General features: G+C 42.3%; 12 protein-coding genes. All 12 read left to right on the forward strand.

Going from position 1 to position 15,979, the window contains the following annotated elements; all coding sequences use genetic code 11:
* Positions 1-13 precede the first annotated feature (13 nt).
* The 12 genes from ME1_RS03800 to ligA all read left to right on the forward strand — a co-directional run bounded on the left by ME1_RS03800 (position 14) and on the right by ligA (position 15,922).
* On the forward strand, positions 14-1,171 hold the full coding sequence (locus tag ME1_RS03800) for an FtsW/RodA/SpoVE family cell cycle protein (protein WP_004863454.1): 1,158 nt from the start codon (positions 14-16) through the stop codon (positions 1,169-1,171).
* Positions 1,161-2,297 (forward strand): undecaprenyldiphospho-muramoylpentapeptide beta-N-acetylglucosaminyltransferase, encoded by a 1,137-nt coding sequence (gene murG, locus ME1_RS03805; RefSeq protein WP_004863456.1) that lies wholly within the window; start codon positions 1,161-1,163, stop codon positions 2,295-2,297. Before ME1_RS03800 ends, murG begins: the two co-directional genes overlap by 11 nt.
* Complete coding sequence (gene murC / locus ME1_RS03810) at positions 2,281-3,708, forward strand: UDP-N-acetylmuramate--L-alanine ligase (RefSeq protein WP_004863459.1); 1,428 nt, start codon at positions 2,281-2,283, stop codon at positions 3,706-3,708. Before murG ends, murC begins: the two co-directional genes overlap by 17 nt.
* The gene (gene murB, locus ME1_RS03815) at positions 3,686-4,663 is read left to right on the forward strand and encodes a UDP-N-acetylmuramate dehydrogenase (protein ID WP_035011639.1); all 978 of its coding nucleotides are present in this window, start codon (positions 3,686-3,688) and stop codon (positions 4,661-4,663) included. The genes murC and murB overlap by 23 nt, the downstream gene beginning before the upstream one ends.
* Positions 4,664-4,904: 241 nt before the next feature.
* Positions 4,905-5,825, forward strand: a complete 921-nt coding sequence (locus tag ME1_RS03820; RefSeq protein WP_004863465.1) for a D-alanine--D-alanine ligase — start codon at positions 4,905-4,907, stop codon at positions 5,823-5,825.
* The gene (locus tag ME1_RS03825) at positions 5,813-6,721 is read left to right on the forward strand and encodes a cell division protein FtsQ/DivIB (RefSeq protein ID WP_004863466.1); all 909 of its coding nucleotides are present in this window, start codon (positions 5,813-5,815) and stop codon (positions 6,719-6,721) included. The genes ME1_RS03820 and ME1_RS03825 overlap by 13 nt, the downstream gene beginning before the upstream one ends.
* The gene (gene ftsA, locus ME1_RS03830) at positions 6,718-8,019 is read left to right on the forward strand and encodes a cell division protein FtsA (RefSeq protein WP_004863470.1); all 1,302 of its coding nucleotides are present in this window, start codon (positions 6,718-6,720) and stop codon (positions 8,017-8,019) included. Before ME1_RS03825 ends, ftsA begins: the two co-directional genes overlap by 4 nt.
* A 69-nt stretch (positions 8,020-8,088) precedes the next feature.
* Complete coding sequence (ftsZ, locus tag ME1_RS03835; protein WP_004863473.1) at positions 8,089-9,843, forward strand: cell division protein FtsZ; 1,755 nt, start codon at positions 8,089-8,091, stop codon at positions 9,841-9,843.
* A 219-nt stretch (positions 9,844-10,062) separates the two neighbouring features.
* Positions 10,063-10,938, forward strand: a complete 876-nt coding sequence (gene lpxC / locus ME1_RS03840; protein ID WP_004863476.1) for a UDP-3-O-acyl-N-acetylglucosamine deacetylase — start codon at positions 10,063-10,065, stop codon at positions 10,936-10,938.
* Between the two features lie 170 nt (positions 10,939-11,108).
* Entirely contained in the window at positions 11,109-12,002 is an 894-nt protein-coding gene (locus tag ME1_RS03845; protein ID WP_004863479.1) for an outer membrane protein assembly factor BamD, read from the forward strand.
* A 6-nt stretch (positions 12,003-12,008) separates the two neighbouring features.
* Positions 12,009-13,670 (forward strand): DNA repair protein RecN, encoded by a 1,662-nt coding sequence (gene recN / locus ME1_RS03850; protein ID WP_004863481.1) that lies wholly within the window; start codon positions 12,009-12,011, stop codon positions 13,668-13,670.
* Positions 13,671-13,762: 92 nt separating this feature from the next.
* Positions 13,763-15,922 carry an NAD-dependent DNA ligase LigA gene (ligA, locus tag ME1_RS03855; protein ID WP_004863485.1) on the forward strand — a complete coding sequence of 720 codons (2,160 nt, stop codon included), beginning with the start codon at positions 13,763-13,765 and terminating at the stop codon, positions 15,920-15,922.
* The last annotated feature ends 57 nt before the right edge of the window (positions 15,923-15,979 follow it).

Genomic DNA, 15,979 nt, shown 5'->3' on the forward strand with positions numbered 1-15,979 from the left:
TAAGGTGGATATAATGGTTACGCGTGCAGATAGAGACCCAATTGCTAATTGGTGGTGGACGATTGATCGCTCTATCTTTGCGGCTTGTTTGATTTTAATGGGGATTGGCATTATGTTGTCTTTTGCAGCAAGCCCCACTATTGCAAAAAAAATCGGAATTACTGATAGTTTTTATTTCGTTAGGTGGCATATCATTTTTAGTATTCCAGCGTTTTTTACGATGGTTACTATTTCTTTTTTTTCGCTTCGTAATATTCGCCGTTTATGTGCTCTTTTGCTCATTGTAACGCTTGTTCTTATGGTTGCGACCTTGTTTGTTGGTCCAGAATTAAAGGGAGCGCGGCGGTGGATTCCTCTCTTTGGTTTTTCTGTACAAGCTTCAGAATTCATGAAGCCAGCTTTTGTGGTGATGTCTGCTTGGCTTTTTTCGGAACAGATACGGGGGAGAGGTATTCCCGGCTACACATTAGCTACTGCACTTTATGCTTTTTGCTGTGTGCTTCTTGTTCTACAGCCTGATATTGGTCAAACACTTTTAATAAGCGCAACATGGGGCGGTTTGTTTTTTGTTGCTGGTGTGCCTCTCACCATTATTTTCTTGTTTATTGTTTTAGGCATTGTGGGAATTGTTTTCGCATATCTTTTTCTTCACCATGTTCGCGAACGTATCAACAGCTTTTTGACAGGCGAAGGCGATACTTTTCAAGTGGATGTAGGACGTGATGCTATTTTGAATGGTGGTTGGTTTGGGAAAGGACCAGGAGAAGGAACCGTGAAACGTATCATTCCTGATAGCCATACAGATTTTGTGTTTTCCGTTGCTGCTGAAGAATATGGTATTATTCTTTGTCTTTTCATCATGATGCTTTTTGGCTTTATTGTTATGCGTTCATTGTATATAGCATTAAATACGCGTGACTCATTTATACGTCTTGGTATTACTGGCATAGCGATGATGATTGGTTTTCAATCGGCCATTAATATGGCAGTTAATCTTCATTTAATCCCTCCAAAAGGTATGACATTGCCGTTTATTTCTTATGGTGGTTCATCTATGTTGGCGATTGCATTTTCAATGGGCATTTTGCTGAGTTTAACACGCCGTTGGCCAGAAGCACGCCTATCAGCTTTTTCCTCTTCTTCTGTTTTGGATGGCACTTATGACTCGTAAAAAAGTTATTGTTTTGGTGGCTGGTGGTACAGGTGGGCATCTTTTTCCTGCTGAAGCACTTGCTGTGGAATTAAGACAACGTGGATATGATGTCCATTTGGCAACAGATGAACGAGCTCGATGTTTTGTTCGCTGTTTTGATGAGGAGCATACGCATATACTATCATCAGCAACATTTACGCGGCGTCATCCTTTCGCACTCATAAAAACATGTTGGGCTTTGTTAAAAGGAATGGGGCAATCATTGGCATTGTTTTATAAATTGCGGCCTGTTCTTGTTGGTGGGTTTGGAGGATATCCTACCTTTCCTCCTCTTGTTGTGGCTGTCTTAATGAGGCGTGTAACATTTATTCATGAGCAAAATGCCGTTATGGGACGTGCCAATCGCATGTTGGCTGCTTTTGTGCGCGCCATAGCGGGTGGTTTGTTGTCACCAAATCATACTTATGCGCATAAAATACTTCTTACGGGCAATCCTGTGCGTGAGGCTGTTCTTAAAGCAGCAGAAATTCCTTATCATTCTTCAACTGGTGAAAAGCCATTTCATTTCTTAATTTTTGGTGGTAGCCAAGGGGCTTCTTTTTTTTCACGAATTGTTCCAGAAGCAATTGCTTTGTTGGATGATAAAAACCGTAAACGCTTACGGATTGTCCAACAAGTTCGGGGTGAGGTTGGAGAATTAATAAAAATCTATCAGGCGATGGGTGTGCAAGCAGAGATTGCCTCTTTTTTTGATGATATGGCTGAACGTATGGCACAGTCTCATTTTATTTTGTCACGTGCTGGTGCGTCATCCGTTTGTGAAATAGCTGTGATTGGTCGGCCCGCTTTGCTTATCCCATATCCTCATGCTTTAGATCATGATCAGGCAGAAAATGCAGCACTGCTTGCACATGTGGGAGCTGCTCAAATTGTATCGGAAAAAGATTTAACTGCGCAACAACTGGCCTCTCTCTTAACAGAAGCCTGTTGTGCACCGCATGTATTGGAAAAACAAGCGCTTGCTGCAAAAAAAGTTGGACAACCTTATGCAACCACTCGCCTTGCTAATATGGCTGAAGCGTTGATTGCGGGGCAATCATTGTCAGATATAAAAAAGGAGTTTTTTGATGAAAATGCCACTTAATATAGGCGTTATCCATTTTATCGGAATTGGTGGTATTGGCATGAGCGGAATTGCTGAGGTTTTTCATAATTTTGGCTATAAAGTTCAAGGATCAGATCAAGTTGAGAGTGCAAATGTTGAACGTTTACGGGGAAAAGGAATTCCCGTTCATATAGGTCATCGTGCTGAAAATTTAGGAGAGGCAGAGGTTGTTGTTTTTTCTACTGCTGTAAAAAAAACAAATCTTGAATATATTGCGGCGAAAGAAAGACATTTGCCACTTGTAAGACGTGCGGAAATGCTAGCCGAGCTCATGCGATTTCGTCGGGCTATTGCTGTTGGTGGTACGCATGGTAAAACAACTACCACATCAATGGTAGCCGCACTTCTTGTCGCTGGTCATTTGGATCCAGTTGTAATTAATGGCGGTATTATCAATGCTTATGGTACGAATACACGTATGGGAGAAGGGGATTGGATGGTCGTTGAGGCCGATGAAAGTGATGGTACATTTTTAAAGTTGCCTGCTGATATTGCTGTTGTTACGAATATTGATGCGGAGCATTTGGATCATTACGGGAATTTTGATGCGGTGCGTCAGGCTTTTTGGCAATTTGTAGAGAATGTTCCTTTTTATGGTTTTGCTGTTTTGTGTCTTGACCATCCAGAGGTTCAGTCGTTGGCTAGTCGTATTGATGATCGTTGGGTGATTACATATGGTGCAAATCCACAGGCAGATGTTCGTTTTCTTAATCTTTCAATGGATGGTCAAAAAACGCATTTTGATGTTCTTATTCGTTCGCGCAAAACAGGTAGAAAGACTGAGTTGAAAAATTTGATTTTGCCAATGTCTGGGCAGCACAATGTTTCTAATGCAACAGCAGCGATTGCTATTGCTCATGAACTTGGCATTTCAAATGAAACTATAAAAAAAGGCTTAGCAGAATTTGGTGGAGTAAAACGGCGTTTTACGCAAACAGGAAGTTGGCGTGGTATTGAAATATTTGATGATTATGGGCACCATCCTGTTGAAATAAAGGCTGTTTTATGTGCAGCGCGTGAGAGTACAAAAGGGCGTGTGATTGCGATTGCGCAACCACATCGTTATTCACGATTGTATCATTTATTTGATGATTTTGCTGCTTGTTTTAATGATGCAGATACAGTGTTGATTGCACCTGTTTATGCGGCCGGTGAGGAGCCTATCGCTGGTTTTGGTGCTAGAGAATTGGTTGAACATATTCAAATGGCGGGTCATCGCGATGTGCGCTTGATTCATGGTTTAGAGGATGCCATTTCGATTGTTTCTACATTTGCTCGCTCGGGGGATTATGTTGTTTTTCTTGGTGCAGGCAATATCACACAGTGGGCTTATGCGTTGCCTCATCAATTGGCGGTACTTGATAACAATGATAAATTTTCAGCTCATTGATGGAGAAGCGCTGTTGGCGCGATTACAACCGATGTTGGGTGGAATAAAAGGCAAACTTACGCCTAATGTCGAGATGCGTAAAGTGACGTGGTTTCGCACTGGTGGACGAGCAGAACTTTTTTATCAGCCTGCTGATGAAGCAGATTTAGCTCTTTTCCTTCAAAATCTTCCTGAATCTGTTCCTGTAACGATTGTGGGTATTGGTTCTAATCTTTTGGTGCGTGATGGGGGAATTCCCGGTGTTGTTATTCGTCTTTCGGCTAAAGGTTTTGGCCAAGTGCAGCAAGTTTCTCCAACGCGTTTTTTTGTTGGCGCTGCTACGGCAGATAAACATTTAGCAGCAGCGGCTTTAGAAGCTGAGATTGCAGGTTTTCATTTTTATCATGGTATTCCTGGAGGTCTTGGAGGAGCACTCAAAATGAATGCAGGGGCTAATGGTATTGAGACAGCAGCACGTGTTGTTGAGGTTTATGCCTTTGATCGTAAAGGACGGCGTCATATCTTGAGTTTGGAGGATATGCAGTATTCCTATCGCCATTGTAATGTTCCTGAAGACTTTATTTTTACTGCCGCTTTATTGGAAGGTCAGCGAGGAAATAAAGACGATATTCGTGCCGCTATGGATGAGGTTGTACTTCATCGAGAAACAGTACAGCCTGTTCGTGAAAAAACAGGTGGTTCAACTTTCCGAAATCCTGAAGGTACGTCTGCGTGGCGCGTTATTGATGAAGCGGGATGCCGTGGTTTACGGGTTGGTGGTGCTCAAATGAGCGAAATGCACTGTAATTTTATGATTAATACGGGACAGGCAACAGGCTATGATCTTGAAGCATTGGGTGAAAAAGTGCGTGCTCGTGTTTTTGCTCACTCGTCTCACCTATTGCAGTGGGAAATATGGCGTGTTGGTCAATTTGAACAAGGTCGTCATGTTCTCTCTTTTGAGCAGTCCCATTGAGTTATTGGGTGCAGTAAAAAAACTACAATAAAAAATTGAGTCATTTCAAAGAGATAATAAAAAAATTCCATTAAGAATCAATAAATTAACAGAGAAGCTCTTGCGTCTTGCGCCTGAGTCTGATTCATTATGAAAAATGCTAGGTTATTGATTCGCAAGGATAAATCTTAGTATTTTCTGTATGTGGTGTGAGTGGTTTTTATGTAGTCTATATATAGTAGGCAGAGGAGGGTGAGTTGTTATGAAAGATGAACATATAGCTGTATTAATGGGGGGATTCTCCTCTGAACGGTCTGTAAGTTTGTCTTCAGGTACTGCTTGTGCTGATATTCTTGAAGCTCAGGGATATCGTGTAAGTCGCGTGGATGTCGATGGACATATTGCTTCTGTTCTTGAGCAGTTGCAGCCCGATATTGCCTTCAATGCATTGCATGGTCCCTTTGGTGAAGATGGTCGTATTCAGGGTATTCTTGAATATTTGAAAATTCCTTATACCCATTCTGGAGTGATGGCATCAGCATTGGCGATGGATAAGGGGCGTGCAAAAATTATTGTTGCAAGCGTTGGAGTTTCTGTTGCGCCTTCTTGTGTTATGAACCGCTTTGCTGTTGGGCGAACGCATCCCATGGAGCCTCCTTATGTGATTAAGCCTGTGTGTGAAGGCTCTAGTTTTGGTGTTGTGATTGTCAAAGAAAATGAATCTGCCCCGCCTCATAATATTGTGGGAACTGAATGGGTTTATACGGATGAGGTGATCGTTGAAAAATACATTCCTGGTCGTGAGCTTACTTGTGCTGTTTTAGGAAATGAGGCGCTGGATGTTTGTGAAATTCTCCCTGATCAGCACTTTCAATTCTATAATTATGACTCGAAATATAAAACTGGTGGCTCTCTTCACATTTGTCCTGCACCACTTTCATCAAATATTTACCAAAAGGTGCAAAGAATGTCATTAGCTGCGCATCAGGCGATCGGTTGTCGAGGTGTTAGCCGTTCTGATTTTCGTTTTAATGAGGAAACGGGAGAATTGGTTTGGCTTGAAATTAATACCCAGCCCGGTATGACATCAACGTCTCTTTTCCCTGATATTGCAAAAGCGAGTGGTCGTACTTATGGCGATATTGTTCAGTGGATGGTGGAGGACGCGTCGTGTATGCGTTGAATGTTAATAAAACAGATGTTTCGATGGAGGTGCTGTTCGTGTCAGTTTTGCCACGTCTTTATCGTCGTGTGCTCCGGTTGATGTTTGAGTTTATAGCCGGTATTCATGTCCCTCGCCATTTTGGTTCTTTTGCAGTTTTATTGTTTTTCTTTTTTACAGTGCTTTATGGACTTTCATCAAGTGGTCATATGGGAATGATTGTGAAGGCTGTAGTAGCTGATACTGGTTTTGTGATTGCTGATGTCGATATAAATGGTAATAAGCGCTTAGTAAAACAGGAAGTTTTAAAAATTTTAGGACTTGATACTGCTGCGTCTATATTCACTTTTGATGTTGATAGAGCACGTTTTCTTTTAGAGCAGCAAGCTTGGGTTCAATCAGCTAATATTCAAAAAATTTATCCCAACAGAGTGCGTATTTCGGTTGTGGAGCGTGAACCCTATGCCATTTGGCAACATGATGGTGTGATGGATATTATTGATGATACAGGTCGTGTTATTTTACCCTTTAAAGGAGGGATTGTTCAGGGTTTGCCTCTTGTAGTTGGGCAGGGTGCGCAAAATGCTGCCAAAATGTTCCTTCAAGAGCTTTCGGTATATCCGCAGTTGTACAGTCGTGCTCGTGCTTTTGTGCGTGTAGGTGAACGGCGTTGGGATCTGGTCTTGGATAATGGCGTGCGCATTATGTTACCTGAAAAGGGTGCACTTGAAAGGCTTTCTTCTCTTCTTAAGACAGAGATAGCACAAGATCTTTTTTCTCGCGATATTCTAAGTCTTGATTTGCGTCTTTCTGATCGTATTACAGTTTCTTTGTCGGATGAGGCGTTAGAGCGTCGTGCGGCTGTTGTGGCAGAAGAAGAACGCATTTTAAAAGCACGAAAGGCAGGAAGCCTATGATGCTACTTGGATCACATCATATGGGGGGACGTAAACCACGTTTTTTAACGGTTCTCGATGTCGGCTCAAGTAAGATTGTTTGTTTTATTGCTTGTTTGCGTCCTTTGAAACATACGCATTATTTACATGGTCGTACACATTCTATCGAGATTTTAGGCTTTGGGGTGCAGCGCTCACGCGGCATCAAATCCGGTGTTGTGATGGATATGCTTGAAGCAGAGCAATCAATACGCTTGGCTGTTGACGCGGCAGAAAAAATGGCTGGTTTAGTGGTGGATTCGGTGATTGTAAACTTTTCCTCAAGCCGATTACAAAGCACTCTTATTAATGGCATGGTGCGTTTGAATGGCCGTGAAATAACACGCCGTGATGTGCGTATGGCATTTTCAGATGTTTCTCGCAAAGCTTTTGATGCAGAACGTCATGTCATGCATTCCATTCCAGTCTCTTATGTATTGGATGGAGATAAAGGAATTTCTGATCCTATTGGAATGGCAGGGGAGTCGTTTGGGGTGGATGTGCATGTGTTGACAGCAGAAACAGCGTCTTTGCGTAATTTAGAAACTTGCATTAATCGTGCACATTTGAGTGTTGAAGCAATGGTTGCAACCCCCTTTGCAAGTGGTCTTGCTGTTTTGATGAATGATGAGGCGCATTTAGGGGCGGCATGTATTGATTTTGGTGGTGGGACAACAACATTTTCGGTGTTTTTTGAAGGAAAATTTGTTCATGCCGATGCACTTGCAGTTGGTGGGCATCATGTAACGCTTGATATTGCGCGTGGATTTTCTATGTCACTTACAGAGGCAGAACGTTTAAAGGTGGTCTACGGTTCAGCACTTCAGACAAGTGCTGATGAGCGGCATATGATTAATGTAGCAGAGATTGGGAATGGCCATCGTGAAACGCAATATCCTCGTGCTGTTCTTGGTCGTATCATTCGTGCACGTGTTGAAGAAATCTTAGAGATGGTACGTGATTGTTTAAATCGTTCTGGTTTTTGTCACATTATTGGTAAGCGTGTTATTTTGACTGGGGGGGCAAGCCAGTTAACAGGATTGCCAGAGATGGCACGGCGTATCTTAGGAAGAAATGTTCGTATAGGGCGGCCTTTAGGTATCTCGAGGCTTCCTTCTCTTGCAAAAGGGGCGGCGTTTACATCTGCTGTTGGATTGTTGATTTATCCGCAATTGGTGGGGTTTGAAGAAAAAACAATGCAGGGTGCAGTGAATCATTTATCGATGGGCACGCGTGGGTATTTTCAGCGTGTTGGTCAGTGGTTGCGTGAGAGTTTTTAGTTAAGTCTATAGAGGTAAAATTGAATTTCATCGCTTTAGCTTGCGGTGTCTTATGAGAAGGAAAAGAAAATGACGATTAATCTGCATCGGCCAGATATCGCGGAATTGAAGCCACGCATTACCGTTTTTGGTGTTGGCGGTGGTGGCGGGAATGCCGTGAATAATATGATTAATGCTGGTCTTCAGGGAGTTGATTTTGTTGTGGCAAATACAGATGCACAGGCTTTGGCTATGTCAAAGGCTGAACGTGTTATCCAGCTTGGTGCAGCAGTTACAGAAGGTTTAGGTGCTGGTGCTTTGCCAGAAGTGGGACAAGCGGCTGCAGATGAATGTATTGATGAAATTATCGACCATCTAGCAGATTCCCATATGGTCTTTATTACTGCTGGTATGGGGGGAGGTACCGGAACTGGGGCGGCTCCTGTTGTGGCTCGTGCGGCACGTGAAAAAGGTATTTTGACCGTTGGTGTTGTGACAAAGCCATTTCAGTTTGAAGGTGCACGCCGTATGAAAACGGCAGAGGCTGGTATTGAAGAATTACAAAAGTCTGTCGATACATTGATTGTTATTCCTAATCAGAATCTTTTTCGTATTGCAGATGAAAAAACAACATTTGCTGATGCTTTTGCTATGGCTGACCAAGTGCTTTATTCTGGTGTTGCTTCCATTACGGATTTGATGATTAAAGAAGGGCTCATTAATCTTGATTTTGCAGATGTTCGTTCTGTTATGCATGAAATGGGGCGTGCGATGATGGGAACTGGTGAGGCATCTGGTGATGGGCGTGCTTTGGCTGCTGCTGAAGCCGCTATTGCAAATCCATTGTTGGATGATACTTCTATGCGTGGTGCGCGTGGTTTACTCATTTCCATTACTGGTGGTCGTGATATGACTCTCTTTGAAGTAGATGAAGCTGCTAATCGTATTCGTGAAGAAGTAGATGCGGATGCGAATGTTATCTTTGGGGCTATTGATGATGAGTCATTAGAGGGTGTTATTCGTGTATCTGTGGTGGCGACGGGTATTGATCGTGAGGTCAGTGAGATTGTTCAACCCTCTCATACTCAATTTCAAAAACCTGCACCTTCCATGCGCAAGAGCGATCCTGCTATGCCGCAGACTTCTTTGCATGTTCAGTCACCTCCCTTACGTTCTGAGTCAATGGTAGAAGTGATAGAAGCACTTGAAATAGAAAACGGCAAATCAGCTGGAGAACAGTTCCGTCCTAAAAGTCAAATTTTTGCACAGCCTGCAGATGCTGTTGTTGCACGAAATGCGAATGCTACTCCTTATGGAGCAAGTGCTGTTCATGGGCAGACGTCAAATGCGCCACGGATGCAAGTTGGCCGTGGTTCTCCGCAATCTATGATTGCACCAGTAAGCATGGAGGCAACGGCGCATGTTCTTGATGAGATGACAGAAGTTGTGAAACAGAAAGACAAGCAGGTACAACAGATGCAAGTACGTTCACCTATGCGTATGCCTGAGTTAAAGGATTTTCCCCCTGTTGTTCATGACCAACGTGTGAGGTCATCTGCAGCTAGCCAAGGTCCTCGTAATCTTTGGCAGCGTTTGAAACAGAGTTTAACACATCGTGAGGAAGTAGAGCCAGAAGCTCGGCTAGAGCCTGCTGTGAGATCTTCTCAGCAGCAAGAAGCGCGTGTTTATAATAAAAGTTCTCAGGCATTGTCTCAGGATGCGTCTGTTTATGTTCCACGTCGTTCTGGTGCCTTACACCCTCCTGTGCCGCAAGATCAGCGTAATTTTATAAGTGAAGAAGACCAGTTAGAAATACCAGCGTTTTTGCGTCGTCAGGCCAATTAATTGGTAAAAAGTGAGGAAAGGGAGGAATTTTACTCCTTTTTCTATGGCGAGAAAAAGCTTTGTGGTGTCAGATATACTGCGTTTTTTGAGGGATTGAGCGAAATATTTTGTTTTTTATAAACCCGCTTATAATAAGCGGGTTTATTATTTGCTATGCATATCATTTTTATGGTTTTATAACTGTTTTTAATAAGCGTAAAAGCAATTCAATGTAGTGATGTGGTGAATCTGGTGCAAAAATATCAATCCACTCTTAAACAAGCTGTGACATTTAAGGGTTATGGTGTCCACAGTGGGGGGGTATCTGTGCTGAAGGTTCATCCAGCGGATGTAGGGTGTGGGATTGTTTTCAAGCGTTGTGGATTAGACGGAACAGATCATATATTTCAAGCACATGCATCGCAAACGGGAGCGGCTCAATTATCAACGGTGCTTGGGCATGGAGAGTACAAAATTGAAACAATTGAACATTTGATGTCTGCTATCGTTGCTTATAATTTGGATAATCTCGTTATTGAAGTCTCAAGTCATGAGCTACCTATTTTGGATGGTTCTGCATGGCAGTATTGTCAAGTTTTTGAAGAAGTTGGCATTGTACAGCAGAATGCGTTGCGTTCCTATTTCATTATAAAAAAGCCACTGCGGGTTGAAGTTGATAGTGGTTTTGCAGAGTTTTTGCCGTTTAATGGGCGTCGTTTTGATATAATGATTTCTTTCCCTTCTTCTGCTATTGGTAAGCAACACTTCATTTTTGATCTTACCACAAAGGGATTTCGAGATGATTTATCACGTGCGCGCACTTTTGGTTTTGTTAAAGACGTGGAAAAATTACGGGCTTCTGGAAAGGCGAGAGGTGCTTCTTTAGAAAATTCTCTTGTTATCGGTCTTGATGATAAAATCATGAATCCAGATGGTCCTTATTGGAAGAATGAATGTGTGCGACACAAAATGCTTGATGCGATTGGTGATACTGCTTTACTTGGAGCACCTTTTATTGGATTATTCCGCTCCTATTGTGGTGGGCATCGAATTAATGCACAATTGGTGAAAGCTGTTTTGGCAGACGAATCGTGTTACGAAAAAAGTTATTTATAGGTGATGTGAGAGAAAGATTGAAAAGATTTTCTTATGGCTGGTTTGATTTTTAAGGGGATGATTGACCTAAGCCACTAAATTGGTTAGTGGATTTTAAAGTGATATGGTATAAAAATTTTTAATAAATAACTTTTGCTACAAGGTGATATTCTCTGGAGGCCGGGAAAACTATGATAAAATCTTATGGATGTATTGAAAATTTGGCATATAGGAAATCTAATATTGTACGCAAGGTGTTGGGGGTTATGCTTTTGGGGAGCACTTGCGTGTTAGCAGGTTGTTTATTTAAAGAGAAAAATACCCTTGATCCTTCTGCATATGTTTTAAAAATGGATCCACCAGATGTTTTATATAATCAGGCACTTGCTAGCCTTAATAGTGGACGACTTGGGGATGCATCGAAAAAGTTCCTTACGATTGAAAAACAGTATGCTTATACGGACTGGGGGCGTAAATCCCTAGTGATGGGCGCTTTTACAAATTATCGACTTGGCAAGTATGATGATTCAATTAGTATGGCTCAGCGCTATATTACTCTTTATCCAGGATCAGATGATTCTGCTTATGCTTATTATATTATTGGTCTTTCTTCTTTCCGACGGATTCCTGATGTTACACGAGATCAACGCGATACAAAGCGTGCTATTGCTGCTATGCAACTTCTCATAGAGCGCTATCCGCATTCTGAGTATGTGGAGGATGCTAAAGCAAAGATACGTTTTGGTCGAGAGCAGTTGGCTGGTAAAGAAATGCAGGTTGGCCGTTATTATGAAGAAGGCCGACGCTATCTTGCTGCAAGTAGAAGATTTCGTACGGTGGTTGAAGAGTATTCCGATACAAATCAAATTGAAGAAGCACTTTTTCGCTTGACAGAAGTTAATCTTGCTCTTGGCTTAACTGCGGAAGCACAGACAGCAGCAGCTATTTTAGGACGTAATTATCCTAAAAGTGAGTGGTATAAGTTTTCTTATAATTTATTGCAAAAGAATAGCATATCTCCACAGGAGCATAAATCTTCTTGGATCTCACATGCTTTAAGTGGTGATAAGAATAAGGCACGTTGATTTTATATGCTGGTACAGCTTTCGATTCATAATATTGTTTTGATCGAAACGCTTGATATTCATTTCACAGCGGGTTTATCGGTTTTAACTGGAGAAACAGGTGCTGGAAAGTCTATTCTTCTTGATGCTTTGTCGCTAGCTCTTGGTGGGCGTGGGGATGCTTCGCTTGTGCGTCATGGTGCTGACCGCGGGCAGGTGACAGCTGTCTTTGATGTGCCTGTTTCGCATCCTGCGCGCCAGATCATCCGTGAAAATGGTTTTGATGATGAAGGCGATATCATTTTACGACGTGTGCAGTCAAGTGATGGTCGTAGCCGTGTTTTTATCAATGATCAGGTTGCCAGTGTTGCATTGATGCGTAATGTTGGACGGCAGTTGGTGGAAATTCACGGACAGCATGATGATCGTGCACTTGTTGATGTTGCAACACATCGCCAGTTATTAGATGCCTTTGGGGGGCTTGAGGATGAAACGGAAAATTTGCGGCAGTGCTATCGGATATGGCGTGAATTTGAAGAACGCTTGCAAAATCAGCGTAGTAAAGTAGAAGATGCTGTGCGTGAGGCTGATTATCTTCGTGCATGTGTGGAAGAGCTTGAAAAGCTTGATTTTCAAGTTGGTGAAGAAGAGAAACTGTCTCTTCGTCGTGCGGATATGCTGAAATTAGAAAAAATAGCGACGGATATTAAAGAGGCTGATGATCTCTTAAGTGGACCAAAATCACCAATTCCTGTTCTTTCTAATTTGGTAAGGCGTTTGGAGAGAAAAATCTCTGAAGCGCAAGAGCTCATTACACCTGTCGTGAAATCTATTGATGAGGCATTGCATGCACTTGCAGCAGCACAAGAGGGTATTGAAGAGGCAGTGCGGGCATTGGATTTTGATACTGGTGAATTGGAACGGATAGAAGAGCGTCTTTTTGCTCTTCGTGGTTTTGCTCGTAAATATCATGTTGCTGCAGATGAATTGGTTTTGTTGCGTGATAAAATGGACGCTGAGCTTGCTGATTTCGAGGATGCGCAAGCTACATTAACGCGTTTCGAACATGAGGCACAGGAAGCACAAAAAAAATATGATGTATTAGCGCAAGCATTATCAATAAAGCGTCGAGAAGTAGCAAAGCACTTGTCTGAAAGTGTTATGGCTGAATTACCGGCATTAAAATTGGAAAAAGCAGAATTTATTGTTGAAATACAAAGCGATATTGAAAAACGGGGGGAAGAAGGGATAGATCGTATTGAATATTGGGTTCGGACAAATCCTGGAACACGCGCGGGACCAATGCTTAGTGTGGCTTCAGGTGGTGAACTGTCTCGTTTTTTATTAGCGTTAAAAGTTGTTCTGTCTGATCGTGGATCAGCTCCAACATTGATCTTTGATGAAATTGATACGGGGGTTGGGGGAGCTGTTGCCGCTGCTATTGGACAACGATTGCAGCGTTTATCAAAAACTATTCAGGTTTTTGCTATTACACATGCACCGCAGGTAGCCTCCAAAGCACATAGCCACTTTCTTATTTCAAAGGCTGAAAGTGATGATAAAGGGCGTTTTATGACGGCTGTGCATAAAATGGAGGAGCATGAGCGTGCAGAAGAAATTGCCCGCATGTTAGCAGGAGAACAGATTACGCAAGAGGCGCGTGCAGCTGCTCAAAAGCTTCTCACATAGATATAATTGACGCGCATGCGTTCATTGAGGTTCTATTTATGCAGAAGAGTTGAGAACCTTATGGCCATGGCCCATAATTTGGAATAGATTTTATGAACAAGGACGCAATTAAAAACTTAACTGCTCTTGAAGCAGCAAGTGAATTAGAGTGGTTGGCAAAAGAGATTGCACGTCATGATGTGCTTTATAATAGTGAGGACCAGCCTGAAATTTCTGATGCAGAATATGATGCTCTTCGTCGCCGTAATGCAGAAATTGAATCCCTTTTTCCGGAGCTTATTCGTTCGGATTCTCCTTCATATAAAATTGGAGCACCCGTTTCGGAGAAGTTTGAAAAATCTGTTCATACACAGGCAATGCTTTCACTTGATAATGCATTTAGTTCTGAAGATGTGAGTGAATTTGTTGAGCGTGTTCGTCGTTTTTTACGGCTTCCAGCAACACAAGCGTTAGAAATAACTGCTGAGCCAAAGATTGATGGTTTATCTTTGTCTTTACGTTATGAAAAAGGAAAACTTGTGCGTGCTGCAACGCGAGGTGATGGAACTGTGGGTGAGAATGTTACAGTAAATGCACGGACCATTTCTGATATTCCCCAGGTTTTGCAGGGTAAATTTCCTGATATTATTGAGGTTCGCGGTGAAGTTTATATGGGGCAGGAGGATTTTCAAGCACTTAATAGGAGCCAACAGGAGAAAGGCAAGTTAATTTTTGCTAATCCTAGGAATGCGGCAGCAGGTTCGCTCCGCCAGCTCGATTCACGGATAACTGCTAGCAGAAAGCTGCAATTTTTTGCTTATGCTTGTGGTGAAGTGAGTGAAATGTTTGCAAAAAGCCAAATGGAGATGATGAAAAAGTTAAAAGAATATGGCTTTGTCATCAACCCATTAACAAAAGTTTTTAAGACAGTAGAAGAGATAATTTCATATTATCATGATATTGAGGAATGCCGTCATTCCTTAAGTTATGATATAGATGGGATTGTTTATAAGGTTAATGATTTAATGCTTCAGATGCGTTTGGGGTTTGTTTCTCGTTCACCACGTTGGGCAATTGCGCATAAATTTCCAGCAGAAAAGGCTATGACGCTTTTAGAAGGCATTGATATTCAAGTTGGTCGAACTGGAGCATTAACGCCTGTTGCGCGTCTTGCACCTATTACTGTTGGTGGGGTGGTGGTGACTAATGCAAGTTTGCATAATGAGGATTACATTAAGGGAATTGGCCATAAGGGAGAGCCCATTCGTGAAGGCCGTGATATCCGTGTAGGCGATACAGTGGTTGTGCAACGCGCTGGTGATGTGATTCCTCAGATTGTTGATATTATCGCTGAAAAGCGTCCCAAAGACGCTTCTGCTTTTATTTTTCCTCACTTATGTCCAGCTTGTGGAAGTCATGCTGTTCGTGAAGAGGGTGAGGCTGTGCGTCGATGCACAGGTGGGCTTATTTGCCCAGCACAAGCAATTGAGCGTATTCGTCATTTTGTTTCGCGTAATGCTTTTGATATTGAGGGACTTGGGAAAAAGCAGGTGGAATTCTTTTTCCATGTTCAAGACGAGACGTTTTTTATTCATACGCCTGCTGATATTTTCACTTTACAGCGACGGCAAGAAAAATCTTTGACTCGTTTAGAAAATATGGAAGGTTTTGGTGCTGTTTCAGTTCGTAAACTGTATGATGCCATTAATGCACGCCGTGAAATTCCTTTAAGTCGTTTTTTGTTTGCACTAGGAATTCGCCATGTTGGAGAGGTTAATGCACGGCGTCTTGCGCGTGCTTATCAAAATTATACAGCTTTTGAAGCGGCGGTGATGGCAGCTACTATACCATGTGATGAGAACAATAAAAAAGGTAATGAGGCTTGGGTGGAGCTTACCAATATCGAAGGAATTGGGCCACAGGTAGGAAGTGCAATTATTGATTTTTATCAAGAAGCGCATAACCGTGAGGTTTTGTCTGTCTTGCTTGAAGAAGTAACGCTTCTGGATGAGGAACCTATTATGACAGATTCTTCTCCAATAGCCGGAAAGGTTATTGTTTTTACAGGAACTTTGGCACGCATGTCACGCGATGAAGCAAAAGCATTAGCAGAACGATTAGGTGCAAAGACCTCTGGTTCACTTTCTAAAAAAACCGATCTTCTTGTTGTTGGAGTTGGAGCAGGATCGAAGTTAGCTAAAGCGCAAGAGTTAGGGGTTGAAGCTATAGATGAAGAGAGTTGGTTGCGGTTGATTGAAGGACATTATGTTTAGGAAGGGGATGCTTCAAGTATGATGAGAATTCACTCGTTCTCTTTAGTACTGTAAAAT

Origin of the sequence: Bartonella vinsonii subsp. arupensis OK-94-513 (genome assembly GCF_000278235.1) — a bacterium.
Lineage (GTDB): Bacteria > Pseudomonadota > Alphaproteobacteria > Rhizobiales > Rhizobiaceae > Bartonella > Bartonella arupensis.

Excerpts from the sequence above, each read along its gene's own strand:
- ME1_RS03800 (WP_004863454.1), top strand. The coding sequence starts at position 14 with ATGGTTACGCGTGCAGATAGAGACCCAATTGCTAATTGGTGGTGGACG.
- murG (WP_004863456.1), top strand. The coding sequence starts at position 1,161 with ATGACTCGTAAAAAAGTTATTGTTTTGGTGGCTGGTGGTACAGGTGGG.
- murC (WP_004863459.1), top strand. The coding sequence starts at position 2,281 with ATGAAAATGCCACTTAATATAGGCGTTATCCATTTTATCGGAATTGGT.
- murB (WP_035011639.1), top strand. The coding sequence starts at position 3,686 with ATGATAAATTTTCAGCTCATTGATGGAGAAGCGCTGTTGGCGCGATTA.
- ME1_RS03820 (WP_004863465.1), top strand. The coding sequence starts at position 4,905 with ATGAAAGATGAACATATAGCTGTATTAATGGGGGGATTCTCCTCTGAA.
- ftsA (WP_004863470.1), top strand. The coding sequence starts at position 6,718 with ATGATGCTACTTGGATCACATCATATGGGGGGACGTAAACCACGTTTT.
- ftsZ (WP_004863473.1), top strand. The coding sequence starts at position 8,089 with ATGACGATTAATCTGCATCGGCCAGATATCGCGGAATTGAAGCCACGC.
- ME1_RS03845 (WP_004863479.1), top strand. The coding sequence starts at position 11,109 with ATGATAAAATCTTATGGATGTATTGAAAATTTGGCATATAGGAAATCT.
- recN (WP_004863481.1), top strand. The coding sequence starts at position 12,009 with ATGCTGGTACAGCTTTCGATTCATAATATTGTTTTGATCGAAACGCTT.
- ligA (WP_004863485.1), top strand. The coding sequence starts at position 13,763 with ATGAACAAGGACGCAATTAAAAACTTAACTGCTCTTGAAGCAGCAAGT.